The following is a 21841-nucleotide window of genomic DNA, read 5'->3' on the forward strand; positions in this document are numbered from 1 at the left end:
CCCCGCGGCCAAGACCGTTTTCGATCCTATGTCAGGCTCATCAAACTTGGAAAGCGTAAAACGCCAGGTTGCGGCCATTTGCGCACAATAATCAAGCATCGGTTGAGACGGCTCAAGGAATGAGCACCGTCGTGCCGGTCGTTTTCCGCGCTTCCAGATCACGATGCGCAGTAGCTGCGTCCTTCAGCGCATAGGTTTGCCCGATTTTTATCGACACCGCACCAGTGGCAACGATGTCGAATAGTTCATTCGCCGACCGTTCGAGCGCCTCACGTCCTGCGATATAGGTGAAAAGCGTCGGCCGGGTCAGGTAAAGCGAACCTTTTCGCGACAGAACGCCGAGGTCAAATGGCGGAACCGGCCCGGAAGACTGGCCGAAACAGACGATCATTCCCCGGGGCCGCAAGCAGTTGAGCGACCCTTCAAACGTGTCCTTGCCAACGGAATCATAAACCACGTCGACGCCCTTGCCGCCGGTGAGGTCCTTCACCCGTTCAACGAAGTTCTCTTTGTTGTAGTTGATGACGTGATGGAACCCATGTTCAAGCGCCAGGCTGACCTTCTCGTCCGAACCTGCAGTACCAATGATCGTCGCACCGATATGCTTGGCCCATTGACCGGCAATGAGCCCGACACCACCGGCGGCAGCGTGGAAAAGAATCGTGTCGCCCTTCTTCACTGCAAAGGTTTGGCGCAACAAATATTGTGCGGTCATGCCTTTCAGCATCATGGACGCCGCTTGCTGCAACGGAATTGCGTCAGGGACCTTGACGAGACGGTCCGCGGGTATAAGCCGCTCCTCCGCGTATGCGCCTATAGGATCGGCATAGGCGACCCGGTCGCCTACGTTTAATCCCCTGACCCCGGGTCCAAGCGCCAATACAACACCCGCGCCCTCGTGGCCGGGTGTAAGCGGCAGTCCGTTCGGCGCCGGATAGAGACCTGTACGAAAATAAACGTCAAGGAAATTCAAACCGATAGCCTCGTTCCGGATATGAACTTCGCCGCGGCCAGGTGTGCCGATTGAGACATCCTCATATGTCAGAACTTCCGGTCCGCCGTGTTGAAGAACCCGAACAGCCTTGGTCATTGTGCTTTCTCCGTTCGTCCTAGATTGGGAAATGCCTGCATCACAGCACCAATGCAGAAGAGGTAAACGCCGGTGACGGAAATGCCGACACGCACCCAGAGTGGCGAGTCCAATTCCTGAAACAATGAAAATGCACCGAAAGCACACCACAGGAAGAAGATAGCGAGATTGAGTGGCCGCAATCGCTCCACGCGCACAGGGTGCAGGAAATAGATCGGCAGGAAAGAGACGATGGCCGAGACGAGAACGATGGCAAACGCCACCCACTCTCCGGGGCGCACGATGAACAACGTGAAGACAATCATGTTCCAGACGACCGGAAAGCCTTTGAAAAAGTTTTCCTTGGTCTTCATCCCCGTGTCGGCATAGTAGATTGCGCTTGAAACAACGATGATCGCAGCTGCAAGAAACGACAAGCCCTCGCCCATGAAGCCGCGCTGGTAGAGCGCAAATGCCGGTATCAGCACGTAGGTCATGTAGTCGATGATGTTGTCGAGAAGTTCGCCGGACCAGTTTGGCAGAACGTATTTCACGTCAAGCTTGCGTGCGATCGGTCCGTCAATTCCGTCGACGAAAAGCGCCAGTCCGAGCCACCAGAACATTGCTGTCCAGCTTTCCTCGCTCGCAGCAACCACAGAGAGAAATGCCAGGAAGGAACCCGAGGCCGTGAGCAGATGAACGGAAAACGCCTTGGCTTGAGGAGCCGTTACTTTCTTGGGCGTGATGCCCTTGGGCAATGTCGGTTTTTTCAAGGTCCGTGCCAATCTGCTGCATGATGATAGCTCGTTCGCTGTTGTATCCTATCAATGGCGAACGATTTATGAGCAGCTTTTCTTGAAAACGACCCAAAGCGCAAGCAATTAGAGTGATATAAGCTGTTGAAAGCTCGAAGCGGAGACAAACTATGACCAGCACCAGAACCGATCCTATTATTGTTGCCGGTGCCGGTCACGTCGGGTTGATTGCGGCAATCGCCCTTTCCCGGAACTTTGAGAACGTCATCAGTCTCGGTGTCGTTCCGGGCCCTTCCGACAGCCGGACGACCGCTCTAATGGTGCCGGCGATCAAGTTTCTCAGGCAGATCGGCCTTTGGGGAAGCATAGAACCCCACGCGGCTCCTCTCGCCACAATGCGTATTCTGGACGGTACAAATCGGCTGATCCGCAGCCCGGCAGTAACCTTCGATGCCTTCGAGATCGATGAAACTGCTTTTGGCTATAACATTCCCAACGTTACGCTGACATCCGTTCTGGTCGCCGCTTTGCAACAGTCGACGGCCAGGCATGTTCCTGCGTCTGCGGTCCATTACACGCCGGGTAATGATGCCATCAGCGTAGAGGCCAACGACGGAACGACATTCAATGGCAATATCGTTGTTGCCGCTGATGGCCGTTCTTCGCTGGCACGCGAGGCGGCAGGTATTTCCGCGCGGACCTGGAGCTACAATCAGACGGCTATCGTCCTGAGCTTCGGCCACACGCGCGATCACAATGATATTTCGACGGAATTTCATACCGAACATGGGCCGTTCACCCAAGTCCCCCTGCCTGGCAAGCGATCAAGTCTGGTCTGGGTAACCACACCGGCCAAGGCCGCGGAATTGTTGGATCTCACCCGGGATCAGCTCTCGATGCGGGTCGAAGAACGCATGCAGTCCTTGCTTGGTGCAGTGACCGTTGACACAGAGCCCCAAAGCTGGCCGCTGTCGGGACTCGTACCCACCTCGTTTGCCCGCAACCGCGTCTATCTTGCCGGCGAGTCGGCCCACGTGTTTCCTCCGATCGGTGCACAGGGTCTCAACCTCGGCGTTCGCGACGTCGAAACCTTGCTGGAAACTCTGCCAAGAGACGGCATGGACCTTGGAGCGGCCAGCGTCATAGCCACTTATAACCGCAGGCGTAGTCCGGACATCATCGCACGCACGGGCGCTGTCGATGCGCTTAACCGCTCCCTGCTGTCGGATTTTCTCCCCGTGCAAATGGTTCGCAGCGGTGGCCTTGAACTCCTGAGGACGTTCTCGCCTTTGCGGAGCTTCCTGATGCGCGAAGGCTTGCGACCCGGCAGCAGCTTTGGTTTTCCACGCAAGCCGGCCGGGCACGCGTAAGTTACGCCAGGACGAAATCGCTCAGCAATTTCACGTTCAACAGGGCTATGACCACAGCGATGAACATCGCAAATGCTGAAAGCCATCTAGGCGACACAAGACCACCCATTTTCGCCTTGCTCATGGTAAACATCACCAGCGGGAACACGGCGAAAGACAGCTGAAGGCTCAAGACCACTTGCGTCAAGACAAGCAGCTTGGCCGTACCGCTTTCGCCGTACCAGATGGTAACGATCGAAGCTGGAATGATAGCGATACCACGTGTGATCAGCCGGCGCAGCCAAGGCGCAAGCTTGATGTGAAGGAACCCTTCCATCACAATCTGCCCGGCAAGCGTCGCTGTGACGGTAGAATTGATTCCGCAACAGAGCAACGCGATGCCGAACAACGTTGGGGCTATTGCCAGCCCGAGCAGCGGTGCAAGCAGAGAATGCGCTTCGCCAAGTTCCGCAACCTCGGTTTGGCCGGTCTTGTGAAAGGTCGCTGCAGCGAGAATGAGGATCGACGCGTTGATAAGAAGCGCAAACATCAATGCGACCGTGGAATCGATGGTCGCGTATTTCAGCGCCTGCCGCTTCTCCGGCAACGTGTGACCATAGTCGCGCGTTTGGACGATGCCGGAGTGCAGATAGAGATTGTGCGGCATAACCGTTGCGCCGAGAATGCCAAGTGCGAGATAGAGCATTTCCGGGTTAGTCACAATTTCCGTTGTCGGTGCAAACCCTTTGATCACCGCGCCCCATTCCGGATCTGCCATGAAAATCTGGATAGCGAAACAGACCGCAATGACACCTAGCAGCGTGATAATGAGCGCCTCGACCCAGCGGAACCCCAGTTTTTGCAGATACAGGATGAGGAATACGTCGAGTGCGGTAATCAGCACGCCGATTTCGAGAGGTATTCCGAAGATGAGATTGAGGCCAATCGCAGTGCCGATAACCTCGGCAATGTCAGTGGCGATAATGGCGATTTCCGCCAGCAGCCATAATATGTAGGCAACTGGCTTTGGAAAGGCATCGCGGCAGGCCTGCGCCAGGTCCCTGCCCGAGCCGATGGCGAGACGCGCGCATAACGACTGGAGTACGATTGCCATGATGTTGGAGACAAGCGCCACAACCAGCAGTGTATAGCCGAACTTCGACCCGCCTGCGAGCGATGTCGCCCAGTTGCCCGGGTCCATATAGCCCACGGCCACCAGGTATCCCGGACCAACGAAGGCCGCGGCGCGACGCCAGCCCGCCGCACCAGTCCGCACGGCAATGGTTCGATGAACGTCCGATAGCGATGCCTCACCTCTCGCACGCCGCCAACCCTTAGTCGTCTCTGTCGCCTGTCGCAACTGATCCATCAGGTTCCCTTATTCGCAATTGCAAATCATTCGCAACTATATATGGAAAAGGACTTGTCGCAATAGCCCTCGCCGTATCAAACGCGCAAAGACCACGGGTTGTGGGTAACAAACCCGTGCAACCGGCTGAGCTCAAGTCAGGGAACGAGGTCATGCGTCATCAGATAAAGCCACATTGTCAGCGTCGCGATTGAAAAGACTGTTGTTGCCAGGACACTGCTTGATGCCCGCTCGACCCACACCCCATATTGCTGGGCGATAACAAAAACATTGGTGGCGGTTGGCAGAGCGGCCATAAGCATAGCCGTATAAATCCACACGGGCGGGAAGGTTCCTGCCATATTGAGGACACCATAGATCAGCAGGGGCTCAATCAGCAGCTTGACTGGAACGATCAGGTAAAGCTCCTTCGGCACCCGCCGCAACGGGCGCAAGGCCAGCGTCGCTCCCATGGCGAAGAGCGCGCATGGTGCTGCCGCCTTGGCCAGAAGGTCGATCATGCGTTCGATGGCCACGGGAGGTTCGATCCCGAAGATCGCGGCACCAACGCCAAGGATTGTTGCGATAATGAACGGGTGGCCGAATATCCGGCGAAGCACGCTAAATGCCAGATCAAGCGGCTCGCGCTTGTCATTGCCGGAAACCGCCATCAGAAACGGCGTCATGACGAAATGCAGCGTATTGTCGAAACAGAATATCAGTGCAACCGGCACGGCCGCAGGCGCGCCAAAGGCGAGGATTGCGAGCGCCGGGCCCATATACCCGATGTTTCCATACGCTGCCGCAAGTCCCTGGATGGTGCTTTCGTCGATTCTTCGCGTCCGGCTGAACGCTATGAAAAACATCGACGCAAAAACAAGGAAAGTCGAGGCTGTGCAGCCAATGATAAAACCCCATTGCGTAAGTTCCGCGACTGGCGTTTTCGAAAGTATCTGGAAAAATAGAGCGGGCAGCGCCACATAGATGATGAATGTGTTCATCCATCCCAGTGCTTCCAATGGCTGGCGGTTTATACGTGCCACGAAAAAGCCCAGGAAAATCAGTCCAAAGAATGGAAGTACAAGATTCAAGACACTGAGCATGACGGACTTTATGAATTTATGGCGGGATTGAGTGATCGCCGGAACCATTTAGGCTCGCGAGCTTTGACGGAAACAGACAGCTACAACGAATGACAGTGATGACACAGATACGCCATGCAAAATTTCAGATCGGCCAAGTGGTCAGCCACCGAATCTTTGCATTCCGGGGTGTTATCTTCGATGTGGACCCGGAATTCAGCAATACCGAAGAATGGTACAGGTCGATTCCGGAGGACATAAGGCCGCGTCGTGACCAGCCCTTTTATCACCTGTTTGCCGAGAACTCCGAAAGTGAATATGTCGCCTACGTATCGGAACAGAACCTTGTTCCCGATACGACTGGCGTGCCGTTGAGACACCCACAGATCAAGAACATGTTCGAGACGCAGGAAAACGGCGTCTATCGGGTGAAAAAACCGCACGTCAACTAAGGCACTCAGCAATACCGCAATAAAAAAGGACGCCTGAAGCGTCCTTTTTCTTCAATTGTGAGCCGATCAGTTGCCTGTCTTGGCCTTCTGCTGTTCCGCCTTCATCTTTTCCTCGAACTCCTTTTGACGCTTCTGCACTTCTTCCTGAAGTGTCTTCTGGCGCTGTTCAAGTTCATTCTGTTGCAGACCAGGACCTTCATAGGCCTGAGTGAAGCCTGTCAGGGCGACATTTATCGGATTCGGCTTGTTCTGGAAGTTGACAGAAGTCATCGTCAGCTGATTGCCCTTCTTGAAGGCAGCAAGCAGTTCGTCGGACAAGGCGACTTCAGAAATGCAACGATCCGGGAAACAAATGGCGTAATCGACCTTCTGCGTCTTTCCACCGTTGATCTGCAGGCCAACACCCGGAGCGATCAGTCGGCCCGTCGGTACCGAGACCTGGAATATCTTGCGGTTGATCTTGCCTTTGATCTCGATAAGGTTGACTGCCGTCAAAAGCTGTCCGCTATCGGCCGTGACAATGTTCTGCGTGTTGCAGATGTCGTTGTCTTCCTGCTTGGAGCAAACCTTGAACCAGCCCTGCGGCGCTCTCTGCTGGGCTGAAGCTGGCATTGCCGCGGCGGCAAGTAGTGCAACAGCACCTGCGATGGATGCGGTTGCAGCGAAAGTCTTTGGGGTGGACATTGTCAACTTTGTTCCTTTCAGCGCACTTAACCGAAGTGTGGCTTGATCACTTTAACTGTTGTCTGGCTTTGGTCACTAAATGCGGCAACAGAGTGACCCCGGAGCGAGATGCGGTTTTCGAACGCCGTGTTACACTGCATGCACCAGCAAATCCAGACTACTTTTGGCCATATAGAGAAATCCCTCTCATCTTAGCACGTCTTCCGCCGCAGAATCGTCTTCAAATGGTAGTCTGTGACACGAATCAGGGTGAATCGCGCCCGAAAGGCGCAGGGTTGGGTCTATGTTGAAGAGAAGTTTGCAGATTTTGGCGCTGCTCCTGGCGACATGTTCGGCAACGGGTACTTCCCACGCGGAGCCCACATACGGGCTTGCGATGCATGGTGAGCCGGCGCTGGCGGCAGACTACAAGGCATTTCCATACGTCAATCCCGACGCACCGAAAGAGGGCTCAATCACCTATGGCGTGGTCGGTACGTTCGAAAGTCTCAATCCCTTCCTGATCAAAAGCATGCGGACGACAGCCCGCGGCATGTTCGGCGATTCGGAGTTCGGCAATCTCGTCTACGAATCTCTCATGCAGCGCACTGCCGATGAACCCTTCACAGTTTACGGCCTCCTGGCCGAGAAGGTTGAAACCAACGACGAGCGCACCTGGGTCGAATTCACGCTGAATCCAAAGGCCAGATGGTCAGACGGCCAGCCGGTGACGCCGGATGACGTGATCTTCACCTTCGATCTGCTGACGAAAAAAGGTCGGCCGCCTTTTAGCAACCGCATGAAACTCATCTCCAAGATCGAGAAAATCGGCGAGCGAGGAATAAGATTCACGTTCAACGAGCAGGCCAACAGGGAGTTTCCCCTTGTGCTGGCCCTGATGCCGGTCCTTCCAAAACATGCCATCGACAGCGATAAGTTTGACGCCTCTCCGCTTGCCATTCCAGTTGGCAGCGGACCTTACATCGTCTCAAAAGTGCAACCGGGGCAGCGAATCATCCTCAAGCGAAATCCTGACTATTGGGCGTCGGAGCTGCCGAGCAGAGTCGGTTTCAACAATTTCGATACGATAACAGTTGAGTATTTTCGCAACGATCAGGCGCAATTCGAAGCGTTCAAGAAGGGCGTATTCGACGTCTTCATGGAAGGAGATCCAAACAAATGGGCAACCTCCTATGACTTTCCAGCGGTCAAAGATGGCCGTGTGATCAAGGAATCCTTTCGATCAAGGTCGCCTGCGAACATGTTCGGATTTGTTTTCAACACGAGGCGTCCCTTGTTCCAAAACAAGGATGTGCGGGAAGCACTCGCGCTCATGTTTGATTTCGAATGGACGAACCGCAATCTATATGCCGGCCGCTACCAGCGCTTGGGCAGCTATTGGCAAGGCTCGGAACTGTCGGCACTCGGCAAACCGGCTGATGCGACCGAGCGCGCATTATTGTCTCCCTACCCCGGCTCCGTGCCTCCGGATGTAATGGACGGCACGTATGAGCCTGCCAGGACCGACGGCACAGGACGCGACCGCAAGGAAATGAAACGCGCCTATGACATTCTTGTCAGTCAAGGTTACAGGATTCAGAACGAGCAATTGCTTGATCCACGCGGGATACCCTTGGCTTTTGAGATCCTGACCCGTTCGGTCGGAGAGGAGCGCCTCGGTCTCGCCTATAAGCGCACTCTCGAGCGCTTGGGTATAGCCGTCAACATCCGCACTGTTGACGACGCGCAATATCAAAAACGCCTGCAGACGTTTGATTACGACGTTATCCTCGGGGCTTATTCCAGCTCGCTTTCCCCCGGCTACGAACAGTTCAGCCGCTGGGGCAGCCAATCGAAGGAAGTCGAAGGCAGCTTCAATTTCGCCGGGGTAGCCGATCCCGTGATCGACATGCTTCTGGACAAGATGCTGTCGGCACGCGGAAATGAGGAATTTACCAGCGTCGTTCGTGCCCTCGACAGGGTGCTGATCTCCGGTCATTATATGGTTCCGATCTATTACCAGCCCGAGCAATGGGTTGCCCGATGGGCGCATTTACAACATCCGGACAAGACTTCGCTGATCGGAAACCAGCTCAACACCTGGTGGTCCGGCAAACGGTAGGTTCTGAGCAATGACTGACAAGAAATTCACGATCGACGTAGTGTCGGATGTCGTTTGTCCCTGGTGTTTCCTCGGACGCAAGCGCCTGGAAAGCGCACTCGCCCTCAATCCCGACCTCGAGGTAATCGTGAATTGGCGGCCTTTCCAGCTGGATCCGACAATTCCACCCGGCGGTAAGGATCGCAATCGCTATATGCAGGAGAAGTTCGGCAGCTCTGACAAGATCTTCGAGATTCACCAGCAGCTTATCGAGCTTGGCAAGGAAGCCGGCATTGAATTTGACTTTGAGGCAATCGAAGTTAGCCCCAATACGTTGGATGCGCATCGACTTATCCGCTGGGCATCACAGGCCTCGCCCAACGTGCAGGACGAAATGGTAGGCATACTTTTCTCCTACTATTTCGAGCAGGGGAAGAATATCGGCGATCATCAAATTCTGTTGGAGGCCGCCCAGGAAGCAGGGATGGACGTAGCTATCGTCGCAAGCTTGTTGCCAACCGATGCCGACACGTTAGGCGTGCGCCAGGAAATCGATACTGCCAATCAAATTGGCGTGCGCGGCGTTCCCTGCTTTATTCTGGATCAGAAATACGCCGTTATGGGTGCGCAGTCGGCAGAGGCTTTGGCAGATGCCATCCGCCAGGCTGCGGATGGCTTTGAGCCCCGTCCGGTTTAAGTCAAGCCACACGCCGGAAGATTGCCGCGGGTTCTATGCGGCTTCCGCCAGTTTGGCCAGTTGGGTCATGACAGACGCTGCGCCGTTTAACCGTTTCTCAGGTGTTGGCCAGTCGCGCACCAGAACAATGCTCTGATCCGGCCGAATCTTCGCCATGGAGCCCTGTTCGCCGATCATTCTGACCAAAGCTGCCGGATTGTTGAATGTCTTGTTGCGGAACTGAATGACAATGCCCTTCGGACCGGCGTCGAGCTTGTCTACATTGGCGCGGCGGCACAGCGCCTTGATATAAACGATCTTCAAGAGGTGCTGAACTTCCTCTGGCAATGGACCGAAACGATCGATCAGCTCGGCGCCAAAACCGTCGATCTCCTGCAAATCTTCCAGATCGGCCAGCCTGCGATAAAGGCCGAGACGCAATTGCAGGTCTGGAACATAGGACTCGGGGATCATGACCGCTGTTCCGATCGCAATCTGCGGCGACCAGTGACCATCTTCGATCTCGCCGGTGCCCTTGATCTCTGCAACTGCCTCTTCCAGCATCTGCTGATAGAGTTCGAAACCGACTTCGCGAATGTGCCCCGACTGTTCCTCGCCCAGAAGGTTGCCGGCACCACGGATATCCATGTCGTGGCTTGCCAATTGGAAACCGGCCCCAAGTGTATCCAGGGACTGGAGCACCTTAAGCCTGCGCTCGGCCGTCTGCGTCAGAAGTTTGTTGGCGGGAAGCGTGAATAATGCATATGCGCGCTGCTTGGATCTCCCAACGCGTCCGCGCAACTGATAGAGCTGCGATAGGCCGAACATATCGGCGCGATGGATGATGAGTGTGTTGGCAGTCGGAATATCAAGGCCGGACTCGACGATGGTGGTGGAAAGCAAAACGTCGTACTGGCCGTCGTAGAATGCGTTCATGATGTCATCGAGTTCACCCGGCGCCATCTGGCCATGCGCTACCGCGACCTTGAGCTCCGGCACCTGAGCGTCGAGAAATTCCTTGATGTCGCTCAAGTCGGAAATGCGCGGGCAAACATAAAAGCTCTGCCCACCGCGATAACGCTCACGCAGCAGCGTTTCGCGGATCACAAGCGCATCGAACGGTGAGACGAAGGTGCGTACGGCCATTCGGTCGACCGGCGGGGTCGTGATCAGCGACAACTCGCGCACGCCCGTCAAGGCAAGTTGCAAGGTCCGCGGGATCGGCGTGGCTGACAGAGTCAGGACGTGAACATCGGACTTCAGCTCCTTTAGACGTTCCTTGTGCTTGACGCCGAAATGCTGCTCTTCGTCGATGATCAGCAAGCCGAGGTTCTTGAACGTTATGCCTTGCCCGAGAAGGGCGTGCGTGCCGATGGCGATGTCCACCTGCCCCTCGGCGATGCCCTTCTTGTTCTCGGCGAGTTCCTTCGAACCGACAAGACGTGAGGCCTGTGCCACGTTGACGGGCAAGCCCTGAAACCGTTGGCTGAATGTTTTGAAGTGTTGGCGGGACAAGAGTGTCGTCGGCACGACGACGGCGACCTGCACGCCATTGAGCGCCGCAACAAAGGCAGCCCGCAAGGCCACTTCAGTCTTGCCAAAGCCAACGTCGCCGCAGATCAACCGGTCCATTGGCTTGCCGAGTGCGAGGTCGTCGATGACCGCGCCGATGGCACGATCCTGATCTTCGGTCTCGTCATAGGGAAAACGCGCGGCGAATTCGCCATATAGACCTTCCGGTGGCAACAGGATGGGAGCGCCGCGCATCTGGCGTTCAGCAGCGATACGGATAAGATGCCCGGCAATATCAAGCAGGCGCTTCTTGAGCTTGGCCTTACGAGCCTGCCAGGCACCGCCGCCGAGCTTGTCTAACACAGCAGTTGAGGTTTCCGATCCAAACCGCGATAAAAGCTCGATATTTTCGACCGGAAGGAACAGACGGTCATCGCCTGCGTAGTGCAGTTCCAGACAGTCATGCGGCGCACCTGCCGCGGTGATTGTGCGCAGCCCGATGAACCGGCCAATGCCGTGATCCACGTGGACGACAATATCACCCGCATTCAGCGCAGCAACTTCGCTGATGAAATCACGATCACGTTTTCGCCGCTTCGAATGACGTATTAGCCGGTCGCCAAGAATATCCTGTTCGGCGACAACGACGAGATCCCCGGCATCAAAGCCAGTCTCAAGCGAAAGCACGCCTGCAGTAATCTTGTCTCGAGCGAGTGCCTTGACCGTGCGCAGGTCCTCTACGAGTTCAATCTTTTCAAGGCCGTGTTCGTTCAGAACCTGCACCAGCCGATCGCGTGTTCCCTCACTCCACGCCGCCAGCAGCACCTTCTTGCCCGCAGCGCGCTCATCGGAAATGTGTTTGACTACACTGTCGAAAACATTGGCGTCCTTGGCAGTCCGTTCCTCGACGAATGTACGTCCTCGACGAACACCCGCGTGAATAGTCGCTCGTCCGGTGACGAATGGAGCATCGAACGGCGTGAAATCGATGCGCATGCCTGAATTCAGCGCGGCCGCTTCGACCTGCTCGGGCGTCAGATAGAGCGAACCGGGCTCCACAGGCTTGTATGGAATGGTGTCGCCGGGCTCCTTGCCATCTGATTGCCGCCGGCGCGCCTCGTAATGATCGAGCACCATTTTGTGTCGCTCGGCCATGGACTCGTGCGCAAGGTGATCGAACACCACGGGCATGTTTCCGGCGTGCTCGAATACCGTTTCCAACCGGTCGTAGAAGAGCGGCAGCCAATGCTCCATGCCGGCAAATCGGCGTCCTTCGGAGATTGACTGGTAAAGAGCATCATCGCGCGAGGGAGCCCCGAATTTCAGCACGTATTGTGAACGGAAGTGGCTGATGATCCCAGGTGAGAGCGTGATCTCGCTCATCGGCTGCATCGAGAATTCTTTTTTCTGGCTCGACGTGCGCTGTGACGCAGGGTCAAAGGTGCGGATCGTTTCCAGTGTGTCCCCAAAGAAGTCGAGGCGGAGCGGTTCCTCGGCACCAGGGGCGAAGAGATCAAGAATACCGCCGCGAACTGCATATTCGCCAACGTCGCGCACTGTTGGAACTCGCTCGAACCCATTGCTTTCAAGACGTTGCACCAGTGCGTTCATGTCAATGCGATTGCCGGGCCTCGCCATGAATAACTGTTCTGCCAAGACACTGCTTGGAGGTAGTTTCTGGAGCACGGCATTGGCTGTCGCCAGAATTACACCCGGATGTCTTCGCTCTCGCAGGGAGGCGAGACCCGCCAGCGCAGCCAGACGGCGCGCGGCTGTGTCTGCGCCCGGAGATACGCGATCATAGGGAAGGCAATCCCAGGCCGGCAGTTGCAGCACAGGCAAATCCGGCTGAACGAAGTTTAAGACCTGTTCTATATCGGCCAGCCGATTGCCGTCCCGCGCTATAAACAGGACGGGACCACCTGCCCCTGCCTCTGACACCACTTTTGCCAAAGCAAATGCTTCATAGCCATCGACAACGCCATCAATTACAACGTGGCCAAAGTCAGATTTTAGTCCAAGTTTCGTGAAGGCAGTCATTTCGTTTTCAAGATTTATTCGTTTGCTGGCGGGACGCGACGACCTTGTGGAAGATCGGCGTGTCGAATTCGGGAGGAACGGCAGACTCTCCCGTAACCCACTTCAACAGGTCGCGGTCCAGAGCCTCCATGAGTGCTTCATATTGGTCAAGTTCGCTGCCGGACAAGGTGTCAATGTAAGTGTCGGCGAACTGCCCCAGAATCAGATCCATTTCGCGCATGCCGCGATGCCAGGAGCGAAACAGGATTTTTCGCTGTCTAATCGGCAGATCGGCAGTGGTGCGACTGCTTCCGGTCATGGAATAACTCCGTCTTGTCAATGGAACGTAGTAGCTTTGATATGCGGCTGGGTATAGCCTGCCTTGTGCCGCGTGTCAGCCTTGCAACGCACATCGAACGCGTTAAACGTTATGCATGCGCCCGTCATTGCTTGACCCCCTCTTCGCCTCCGTTCGCTCGCTTTCCGGCATAGGACCGAAAGTGACGGGCCTGCTTGGCACGCTGCTGGGAGCCCAACCGGGTGTCGAGCCCAGGGTTGGCAATCTGATTTATTTGCCGCCGCACAGTGTGATCGATCGGCGCAATCGCCCGGGCATAGCGTACGCGCCGGAAGGCGCGATCGTCACGTTGGAGGTTCGTGTGGACCGCCACCAGCCATCGCCCGGTGGACGGAGCAACGTTCCCCATCGTGTTTTCGCTCATGACGATACCGGAGAAATCGGCCTCACCTTCTTCCATGCCAAGCAGGCGTGGCTGGAAAAAGTCATGCCGGTCGGGGAGACAGTCATTATCTCTGGAACCATGGAATGGTTCAACGGAAGGCCGACTATGGTTCATCCAGATCATATCGCCAGCCTGGAAGATGCGTCTGCCTTGCCGCTGGTCGAGCCCGTCTATCCCCTTACGGCCGGTCTTTCGCCGAAAGTCCTCGCGCGGGGTGTTCAGGAGGCACTCGCCAAAGCGCCTGACTTTCCGGAATGGATTGATTTGCCAGTACTCGAAAAATATGGGCTGCCGTCCCATCGTCAGGCGCTTGACATCCTGCACAATCCGAAAGACCCGGGCGATATCGCTCTCGATCACCCTGCCCGTCAGCGACTCGCCTACGACGAATTCCTTGCGGGACAATTGGCTTTGGCGCTCGTCCGCCTGAAAACGCGCCGCCTCTCTGGTCGCGGCCTTGAAGGTGACGGCAGCTTGAAGAAGAAAATCATAGCGGCACTGCCCTATTCGCTGACGGCAAGCCAGACCCAGGCAATCAAGGAAATCATCGCCGACCTGCGCAAGGCCGACCGGATGCTGCGACTGCTGCAGGGCGACGTTGGTTCCGGCAAGACCGTAGTCGGGCTGCTGGCGATGGCGCACGCCGCCGAGGCCGGCGGTCAATCTGCGCTGATGGTTCCGACAGAAGTGCTGGCGCGCCAGCATTTTGCTACTATCGCCCCCTTGGCCGAGAAGGCAGGGCTGCGCACCGCCCTGCTCACCGGACGTGAGAAAGGCCGTGAACGCGAGGATATTCTTGACGGCCTGAGGACCGGCGCTATCCACATTATCATCGGCACGCATGCGCTCTTCCAGGAGAAGGTCAGTTACCGGGATCTTGTTCTCGTTATCGTCGACGAGCAACACCGTTTCGGTGTCCATCAACGGCTACTCCTGACCTCGAAAGGCGCAGCGCCCGACATGCTAGTGATGACCGCCACGCCCATCCCTCGGACACTGGTCTTGACGGCGTTTGGTGACATGGACGTTTCGAAACTGACGGAAAAGCCCGCGGGCCGGCGCCCTATCACCACCGCCATTCTACCAATGGAAAGGCTGAGCGGACTGGTCGACCGGATGCGAACCGCCATCGATGAGGGGCAGAAAGTCTATTGGATTTGCCCATTGGTGGAAGAATCCGAACTGGTCGATCTCGTTTCGGCGGAAGAGCGCTTCGAATCATTGAGCCCAATGTTTGATAACCGGATAGGCCTTGTCCATGGACGCATGAGCGGGCCTGAAAAGGACGCAGCCATGCTCGCGTTCAAGACCGGCGAGACAAGGCTGTTGGTGGCGACCACGGTCATTGAAGTCGGGGTCGACGTTCCCGATGCGACGATAATCGTCATCGAGCACGCTGAACGTTTCGGCCTGGCTCAGTTGCATCAGCTACGTGGCCGGGTCGGACGTGGTGACAGGCAATCCACTTGTCTGTTGGTCTACAAGGGTCCGCTGGGCGAAGTGGCGCAGGCACGTCTCAAGATCATGCGAGAAACCGAAGACGGTTTCCGCATCGCCGAAGAGGACCTGAAACTGCGGGGAGAAGGCGAACTTCTCGGCACACGCCAGTCCGGCACCCCGGGCTTTCGCCTCGCTAATATCGAGGCTCACCAGGAGTTTCTGGAAGTAGCCCGGCAGGACGCGCGCTACATTCTGGGACGTGATCCCGAGCTACAAAGCCCGCGCGGGGAAGCATTGCGAATCCTGCTCTATCTTTTCGAGCGGGATGAAGCTGTGCGCCTGCTTCGTGCCGGCTGACTATTCCACAGTCACAGACTTTGCGAGATTGCGTGGCTGATCCACGTCGGTGCCCATGAACACCGCGGTATGATATGCCAGCATCTGGATCGGCAAGGTGTAGACGATCGGCGTAATTATCTCGGGCATATCAGGCAGGAGGATCGTATGCCAGGTTTTCAGCGTGCTGGCTGCCGCACCTTTTTCGTCAGTGATAAGGATGATCTTGCCGCCTCGAGCCGCAGCCTCCTGCATGTTCGATATGGTTTTTTCGAACCAGCGGTCATGCGGAGCGATGACGATCACCGGCATCGATTCATCAATCAACGCAATCGGCCCGTGCTTCAACTCACCGGCCGCGTAGCCTTCCGCGTGTATGTAGGAGATTTCCTTGAGTTTCAGCGCTCCTTCGAGAGCGAGCGGGTAACTCGTCCCGCGTCCCAGATAAAGGACATGCTTCACCTGGCTCAGCTCCCGGCTTATCGCCTCGATCTGGGCTTCGAGCTTCAGCGCTTGCGTGGCGTAGCGTGGAATTTCCGATAGCTCACGGACGAGTTGGCGCTCTTCTTCCTCGTTGATGGTACCGCGCATCTTGCCCGCTGAGACGGCCAGCGACGCAAGAACGGATAATTGACAGGTAAAGGCTTTCGTTGAAGCCACACCGACTTCAGGACCTGCAAGCGTAGGAAACACGGTGTTCGACTCCCGCGCCATGGTGGATTCCCGGACGTTGACGATAGTGCCAATGCTGAGCCCCTGCTGTTTGCAGTAGCGCAACGACGCCAGCGTATCGGCAGTCTCCCCTGACTGTGACACGAAGAGGGCCAGACTGTCCTTGGACAGAGGCATTTCGCGATACCGGAACTCCGACGCAACGTCGATATCGACCGGCAGCCGCGCAATGTGCTCGAACCAATACTTTCCCACCAGCCCCGCATAAAACGCAGTGCCGCAGGCAGAAGCGGCGATACGGTCAACTTTGGCGAAATCTACCGGGGCTGCATCAGGACGTACCCTGCCCTTGGAAAAGTCGAGATAATTGGCGAGCGTGTGCGAGATGACTTCTGGCTGTTCATGGATTTCCTTCTCCATGAAATGCCGATGATTGCCTTTGCTCACCAGAAAAGCCGTGCCCGCCGATTTCTGCACAGGGCGGTCCACGACCGCGCCGGTTTCATCATATATGATGACACCGCCTCGCGTGAGCACGGCCCAATCACCATCCTCAAGGTAAGACAGATTATCGGTGAAAGGTGCCAGTGCGATTGCATCGGAGCCCAGGTACATCTCGCCTTCGCCGTAACCAACAGCAAGCGGCGGTCCGTTGCGGGCAGCGATCAAGAGATTGTCTTCGCCCTTGAACATGATTGCGATGGCAAAGGCGCCTCGCAGTTGCGGCAAAGTCTGACGTACAGCCTCTACGGGCGCGAGACCCCTGTCGAGAGCGCGCGTGACAAGATGTGCGACTGTTTCCGTGTCTGTCTCCGTCTCGAAAACGTAACCATCCTTTTCCAGCATGGCGCGCAATTCAGCGAAATTCTCGATGATTCCGTTGTGAATTACTGCCAGCCGTGGCGTCGTGTGCGGGTGCGCGTTGCGAACGGTGGGTGCACCATGGGTCGCCCAGCGCGTATGGCCGAGCCCGATGGTTCCACCAAGCGGATAATCCTTGAGGAGCTTGTCGAGATTGCCGAGTTTACCCTCAGCGCGGCGCCGGTCGAGAACACCATCGTCCAAAGTTGCAACACCGGCGGAATCGTAGCCGCGATATTCAAGTCGCTTCAATGCATCCACGAGCAGCGGCGCCACCTGTTCGCGTCCGATAATTCCGACAATCCCGCACATAAATAATTCCAATCCCCGCTTCTCTGCTCGTGACTCAAATACAAAACACCACTTTTCCGTTCAAAATCCTATACGAACAAAAGGCGTGCCTATTCAGCCTTCTTGGCTAGTTTCTGCGCAGCGTAGCGTGCCCGCAATTGCACCGCCCGTCCCTCTTTCACTTCCTGCCGTGCTCTGCCGAATGCAAGAGAATCGGCAGGAACATCGGCTGTAATCACACTTCCGGAAGCGATATATGCGTTATCACCGATGGAGACCGGCGCTACTAGTGAACTGTTCGAGCCGATGAATACGTTGGCACCGATTTCAGTCAAATGCTTGTTATAGCCATCGTAGTTGCAGGTGATGGCGCCGGCTCCAATGTTGGCCGCCGCACCCACCGTCGCATCCCCGATATAGGTCAGGTGATTTACTTTCGCGCCGACACCCACCTTGGCGTTCTTCACCTCGACGAAGTTTCCGACCTTGGATTTGGCCGCCAGTTCCGCACCGGGTCGCAGCCGAGCGAAGGGCCCGACATTGGCGTTCGGACCAACCTTCGCTCCTTCGAAGTAAGAGAAGGCATGTATCACTGCGCCCCCGGCTATCGAAACGCCAGGGCCAAAGATGATGTTCGGTTCGAGGATGGCATCGGCCTCGACGACCGTATCGTGCGCGAAAAACACGGTTTCCGGCGCCTGCATGGTGACGCCGGCGAGCATCATGTCACGGCGCTTGCGCGTCTGCCAGATTGCCTCGGCCTCGGCAAGCTCGACGCGAGTGTTGATACCGATCACATTGTCGGCTGAAATTTCGATGGCCACGACAGATCTGCCATCGGCGTTGGCTATCTCGACGACATCGGTGAGATAGAACTCCCGGTTGGCATTGTCATTGGTGATCTTGTCCAGCAGCGCGAGCGCATTGTTGCCTCGGAGCGCCATCAATCCCCCATTGCAGAACCCGATCCTGCGCTCAGCCTCGCTGGCATCCTTTTCCTCACGAATGGCGATCAGACGGCCCTCGCGCTCGATAAGTCGACCGTAACCGTTTGGCGAGGCCGGGCGGAAGCCCATGACCACAACGTCCGCCCCCTCGGCGAGCCGGTCGCGCGCCTCGTCAAGTGCAGCCGTTTCGATCAAGGGAGTGTCACCGAAAACGACAAGAACATCATCATAGCCGCGGGCGATGCTGGCACGCGCTGCAAGCACAGCGTGGGCTGTTCCAAGCCGCTCCGTCTGTTCGTGCACGGTGACGCTGGAAACGATGGAACGTACGGCAGCCTCGACTTGGTCGCCTCCTTTGCCCACGACCAATGCGATATCGCTGACGCCGGCGCCATGCACGGCCTTGGCCACGTGGGCCACGATAGGCAGGCCCGCGATGGTGTGGAGTACTTTCGGCAGGGCGGATTTCATCCGCGTGCCCTCACCGGCAGCGAGGATAACCGTGAGGCAGGAACGTGATGTCATGTCGGACTTCCAGATGATTTGGACTAAAGTCAATATCGTGGCGGATCATGACACGCTATTGGTTTCCAACATGGAAACTCCGTCTGTTTAACCGAGTTGTCCGAGGATGGGAAATGTTTCGAGGAGCCAGAACGAGAATGTCTGCAAGCCGCCGGTAAGAAACAGGATGCCGGTCAAGACCAGCAGGCCACCCATCACCTTTTCCACTTTGCCAAGGTGTATGCGGAACCGCGCCAGGAACCTCATGAAAACGCCGGAAAATAATGCGGCAATGATGAACGGTATGCCGAGGCCAAGCGAATATACCGCCAGTAGCAGCGCGCCGTCGGCAACCGTGTCACGGGCTCCGGCAAGCGCCAGTATTGGTCCTAGCACCGGGCCGATGCATGGCGTCCATCCAAATGCGAAGGCGAGGCCCATTACATAAGCGGCATAGGGATTGGCCGGGCGACCTTGCGCCTGAAATCTGGCCTCCCGCGAAAGGAAGGCAAGGCGAAATATTCCGAGAAAGTTCAACCCCATCAGAATGATGACGATGCCCGCGATAATTGCGATCTCCTGCTGCCACATGCGCAGGAAACCGCCGATCGTTGACGCCCCTGCACCGAGCAGCACGAATACAGTTGAGAAGCCAAGCACAAAGCACAGTGATGACAAGAGCAGTGCCTGCCGTACCGGCGATATGCGCGCGATTGCGGTGTCCGAACGAAAATCCTCAACCGTGACGCCAGCCATGTAGCAGAGATACGGGGGCACCAGTGGCAGGACGCAGGGAGAAAGGAACGACAGGGCGCCGGCGCCGGCAGCAGTCAGGTATGAAACGTCAAGCGCCATTCGCGCTCCTTCGCAGGCATTTAGGTTGTGTTGATGAGCTAAGCCGAATCTCTTTCAAACACCAATCACCTTTTCGCAAGTCTGATCAATAACGTTCCAATTCCATCCGAATTCTTTCTGCCGCTACCAGGAGACGACCAACTGCCGCAACAAAAATGACGTGAACAATGGAAAACCACGTATTTGTTGCAAATACACAGCACATTAGTTGTTGACCCATCGGCAAGTCGCACCTATGTTCCGCCGCACTTCCCGAGGCCACCAAGTTGGCTTCGTTGGGAGCGCGTAGCTCAGCCGGTAGAGCAACTGACTTTTAATCAGTAGGTCCGGGGTTCGAACCCCCGCGCGCTCACCACGAACTCCCAGCCTACGTCCAGTTTTGCTTTCAGCCGCATGCGGGCAAGCAGGCTGGAACAGCCGCGGCCACCGGATAATCTCGCCCGATAAGCAGTCGATGCCAATGAGTTGCACGATTTAACCCATCTCGACTAATTCGCGGCGGTTCAGCCCAGCGGTTTGCGGCACCCGTCATCGCCCGTCTTGGCGTCTATGTTTGTCCTTCGAAAGATGAAATTCTGCTCGCAAGGCTGATGGCCAGCGAGGGAGACGCACGATGGAACCCCAAGACGCAGATACCGACACTGAAACCGAGATCGAGAGCAAGGAACTCGAAATTGACGTGGAGCAAAACTCGGACATCGATGATGATGTAGATACGTCAGTGACCGTCGTTGGTTCGGGACCCGTCATAGTGGAGCTCGACGAGGAGATCGATCAGGATGGCGAACTTGATCAGGATGCCGACGTCGAGACCGATACGGCTGGCTCTGGCGGGCGCGAAATCGACGTCGGCATCGCTCAAAGGCCAGAAGTGGACGAGCGGATCGACCTTGATGTCGAAATCAGCAAGGCAGACAACGGAACCATCCTCGTCGAGATCGGTCTGGACGTGGAAGACGATATCGAAATCGAGAGCGATGCCGATATCGATGTGGACGATGCCGACGAAGATAGTATTGACACTGCAATCGAGCAGGACATGGAGAACGACAGCAATATCGACGTCGACGTGGAAATCCGGGATGATATCGAGGCCGAGGTCGATGTCGACATCGCCTCGCTTGTCGCGACATTGGTAGCAGGTATCGTTGACCTTGAGGATAGTGCGGACCTGGCCAGGCTGGCCGTAGACCTCGACGAAGCAGCCACGATCGATAGCGATATCGATGTGATCGTGGACCTTGGCGAACTGATCGCCTGATCTTCATCCATACGGCAGGGCAGATTAGGCGCCGCATCCTGAAGGAGCGCGCTTGACCATGCTCGTAGCAGACACCCGAACCGGTGAACCAGTTCGGGTTAAACGTCACCCATTTAGATAAGCCCAAGCGGCAGAGATCATCGCCTGTTCCGGTTGCATGCCAATTGGCAGCTATTTTCCGCAATCCCGAACGGACATGCTTTGAACATCGATGGGAACGCCGGAAACGCATGGAAGGGCGAGCCATCGATCCGTTCCACGTGATGGATCGCTGGGGCGGCTTTCCTCTAATGTGGGAGTGTAAGCTCATGGACGAATTCGAAGACAACGACTTTGACATAGACATAACTGCCGACATCGACCAGGACCTCGATCAAGATCAGGACCAGGACGTCGATGTAGATACCGATCAGGATTCCGACGTCGGTATCGACAATGACAATGACTCGGATATCGACAACGATTCCGATCAGGACGCTGACACGGACAATGACGCCGATGCCGATGCTGACTCAGATGCAGACACCGACAACGACGCCGATGCTGACGCGGATGCGGACGATGACGGCGATGCGGATGCCGATGCTGACGCCGATGGCGATGCTGATTCAGATGCCACTGCTGATGCGGACGCCGATGGTGATGCCGACAATGACAATGACACTGACAATACCGTCGCGCAAACCAATGACAATGACGTGGATGTTGATCAGGAACAGGACGTCGACGTAGACGTCGATCAAGTCCAGGACGCTGAGCAAAACGCAGATATCGACATCGATTTCGACTTCGACTTCGGTTGATGCTTTTTCTCGTCGAAGCTGCGCCCGGCGCGCCCGGGCGCAGCTTCTCACGTTGCCCTTCAGCGAACTATACAGCGATCGGCGGATGCCTCCTTTATCGCT

General features: G+C 56.4%; 17 protein-coding genes and 1 tRNA gene. 8 read left to right on the forward strand and 10 right to left on the reverse strand.

Features of this window, described 5'->3' with window-relative positions; genetic code table 11:
• Positions 1–112 precede the first annotated feature (112 nt).
• Complete coding sequence (locus tag CU100_RS11665) at positions 113–1090, reverse strand: quinone oxidoreductase family protein (protein WP_106716732.1); 978 nt, start codon at positions 1088–1090, stop codon at positions 113–115.
• On the reverse strand, positions 1087–1842 hold the full coding sequence (pcsA, locus tag CU100_RS11670) for a phosphatidylcholine synthase (protein WP_106716733.1): 756 nt from the start codon (positions 1840–1842) through the stop codon (positions 1087–1089). Before pcsA ends, CU100_RS11665 begins: the two co-directional genes overlap by 4 nt.
• A gap of 152 nt (positions 1843–1994) precedes the next feature.
• Between pcsA and CU100_RS11675 the strand changes: the two genes are divergently transcribed.
• Positions 1995–3194 carry a UbiH/UbiF family hydroxylase gene (locus CU100_RS11675; RefSeq protein ID WP_106716734.1) on the forward strand — a complete coding sequence of 400 codons (1200 nt, stop codon included), beginning with the start codon at positions 1995–1997 and terminating at the stop codon, positions 3192–3194.
• A 1-nt stretch (position 3195) separates the two neighbouring features.
• Here the strand turns inward: CU100_RS11675 and CU100_RS11680 are convergent, their stop codons facing one another.
• Both CU100_RS11680 and CU100_RS11685 read right to left on the reverse strand, forming a co-directional pair.
• The gene (locus CU100_RS11680) at positions 3196–4542 is read right to left on the reverse strand and encodes an Nramp family divalent metal transporter (RefSeq protein WP_106716735.1); all 1347 of its coding nucleotides are present in this window, start codon (positions 4540–4542) and stop codon (positions 3196–3198) included.
• 137 nt (positions 4543–4679) lie between these two features.
• Positions 4680–5624 carry an AEC family transporter gene (locus CU100_RS11685; protein WP_106717241.1) on the reverse strand — a complete coding sequence of 315 codons (945 nt, stop codon included), beginning with the start codon at positions 5622–5624 and terminating at the stop codon, positions 4680–4682.
• Between the two features lie 98 nt (positions 5625–5722).
• On the opposite strand from CU100_RS11685, the gene hspQ reads away from it, so the two are divergent.
• Positions 5723–6055 (forward strand): heat shock protein HspQ, encoded by a 333-nt coding sequence (gene hspQ / locus CU100_RS11690; RefSeq protein WP_106717242.1) that lies wholly within the window; start codon positions 5723–5725, stop codon positions 6053–6055.
• Positions 6056–6121: 66 nt separating this feature from the next.
• Here hspQ and CU100_RS11695 read toward each other — a convergent pair whose 3' ends face one another.
• Complete coding sequence (locus CU100_RS11695) at positions 6122–6739, reverse strand: invasion associated locus B family protein (RefSeq protein ID WP_106716736.1); 618 nt, start codon at positions 6737–6739, stop codon at positions 6122–6124.
• 283 nt (positions 6740–7022) lie between these two features.
• Here CU100_RS11695 and CU100_RS11700 point away from each other — a divergent pair, with 283 nt between their 5' ends.
• Together CU100_RS11700 and CU100_RS11705 are read left to right on the forward strand one after the other, a co-directional pair.
• Positions 7023–8840 carry an extracellular solute-binding protein gene (locus tag CU100_RS11700; protein ID WP_106716737.1) on the forward strand — a complete coding sequence of 606 codons (1818 nt, stop codon included), beginning with the start codon at positions 7023–7025 and terminating at the stop codon, positions 8838–8840.
• A 10-nt stretch (positions 8841–8850) separates the two neighbouring features.
• Positions 8851–9516, forward strand: coding sequence for a DsbA family oxidoreductase (locus CU100_RS11705; protein WP_106716738.1), 666 nt, complete (start codon positions 8851–8853; stop codon positions 9514–9516).
• Positions 9517–9549: 33 nt separating this feature from the next.
• Here CU100_RS11705 and mfd read toward each other — a convergent pair whose 3' ends face one another.
• Together mfd and CU100_RS11715 are read right to left on the reverse strand one after the other, a co-directional pair.
• Entirely contained in the window at positions 9550–13047 is a 3498-nt protein-coding gene (gene mfd, locus CU100_RS11710) for a transcription-repair coupling factor (protein ID WP_106716739.1), read from the reverse strand.
• Positions 13048–13054: 7 nt separating this feature from the next.
• Positions 13055–13345 carry an FAD assembly factor SdhE gene (locus tag CU100_RS11715; protein WP_106716740.1) on the reverse strand — a complete coding sequence of 97 codons (291 nt, stop codon included), beginning with the start codon at positions 13343–13345 and terminating at the stop codon, positions 13055–13057.
• A 115-nt stretch (positions 13346–13460) separates the two neighbouring features.
• On the opposite strand from CU100_RS11715, the gene recG reads away from it, so the two are divergent.
• Complete coding sequence (gene recG / locus CU100_RS11720) at positions 13461–15566, forward strand: ATP-dependent DNA helicase RecG (protein ID WP_106716741.1); 2106 nt, start codon at positions 13461–13463, stop codon at positions 15564–15566.
• Here recG and glmS read toward each other — a convergent pair whose 3' ends face one another.
• From glmS to CU100_RS11735, 3 genes are all read right to left on the reverse strand, one after another.
• Entirely contained in the window at positions 15567–17390 is a 1824-nt protein-coding gene (gene glmS / locus CU100_RS11725; RefSeq protein WP_106716742.1) for a glutamine--fructose-6-phosphate transaminase (isomerizing), read from the reverse strand. It lies immediately after the preceding gene.
• Positions 17391–17479: 89 nt separating this feature from the next.
• A complete protein-coding gene (glmU, locus tag CU100_RS11730; RefSeq protein ID WP_106716743.1) occupies positions 17480–18841 on the reverse strand; it encodes a bifunctional UDP-N-acetylglucosamine diphosphorylase/glucosamine-1-phosphate N-acetyltransferase GlmU in 1362 nt (453 codons plus the stop codon).
• An 87-nt stretch (positions 18842–18928) separates the two neighbouring features.
• Positions 18929–19675 (reverse strand): cytochrome c biogenesis CcdA family protein, encoded by a 747-nt coding sequence (locus tag CU100_RS11735; protein ID WP_106716744.1) that lies wholly within the window; start codon positions 19673–19675, stop codon positions 18929–18931.
• A gap of 279 nt (positions 19676–19954) precedes the next feature.
• On the opposite strand from CU100_RS11735, the gene CU100_RS11740 reads away from it, so the two are divergent.
• The 3 genes from CU100_RS11740 (at position 19955) to CU100_RS11750 (ending at position 21739) form a co-directional block, all read left to right on the forward strand.
• Positions 19955–20030: transfer RNA gene (locus CU100_RS11740), tRNA-Lys, on the forward strand.
• Positions 20031–20288: 258 nt separating this feature from the next.
• On the forward strand, positions 20289–20936 hold the full coding sequence (locus CU100_RS11745) for a hypothetical protein (RefSeq protein WP_106716745.1): 648 nt from the start codon (positions 20289–20291) through the stop codon (positions 20934–20936).
• 308 nt (positions 20937–21244) lie between these two features.
• Positions 21245–21739 (forward strand): hypothetical protein, encoded by a 495-nt coding sequence (locus CU100_RS11750; protein WP_146141835.1) that lies wholly within the window; start codon positions 21245–21247, stop codon positions 21737–21739.
• Positions 21740–21841: the final 102 nt, after the last annotated feature.

The organism is Phyllobacterium endophyticum (assembly GCF_003010935.1).
GTDB classification, from domain to species: domain Bacteria; phylum Pseudomonadota; class Alphaproteobacteria; order Rhizobiales; family Rhizobiaceae; genus Phyllobacterium; species Phyllobacterium endophyticum.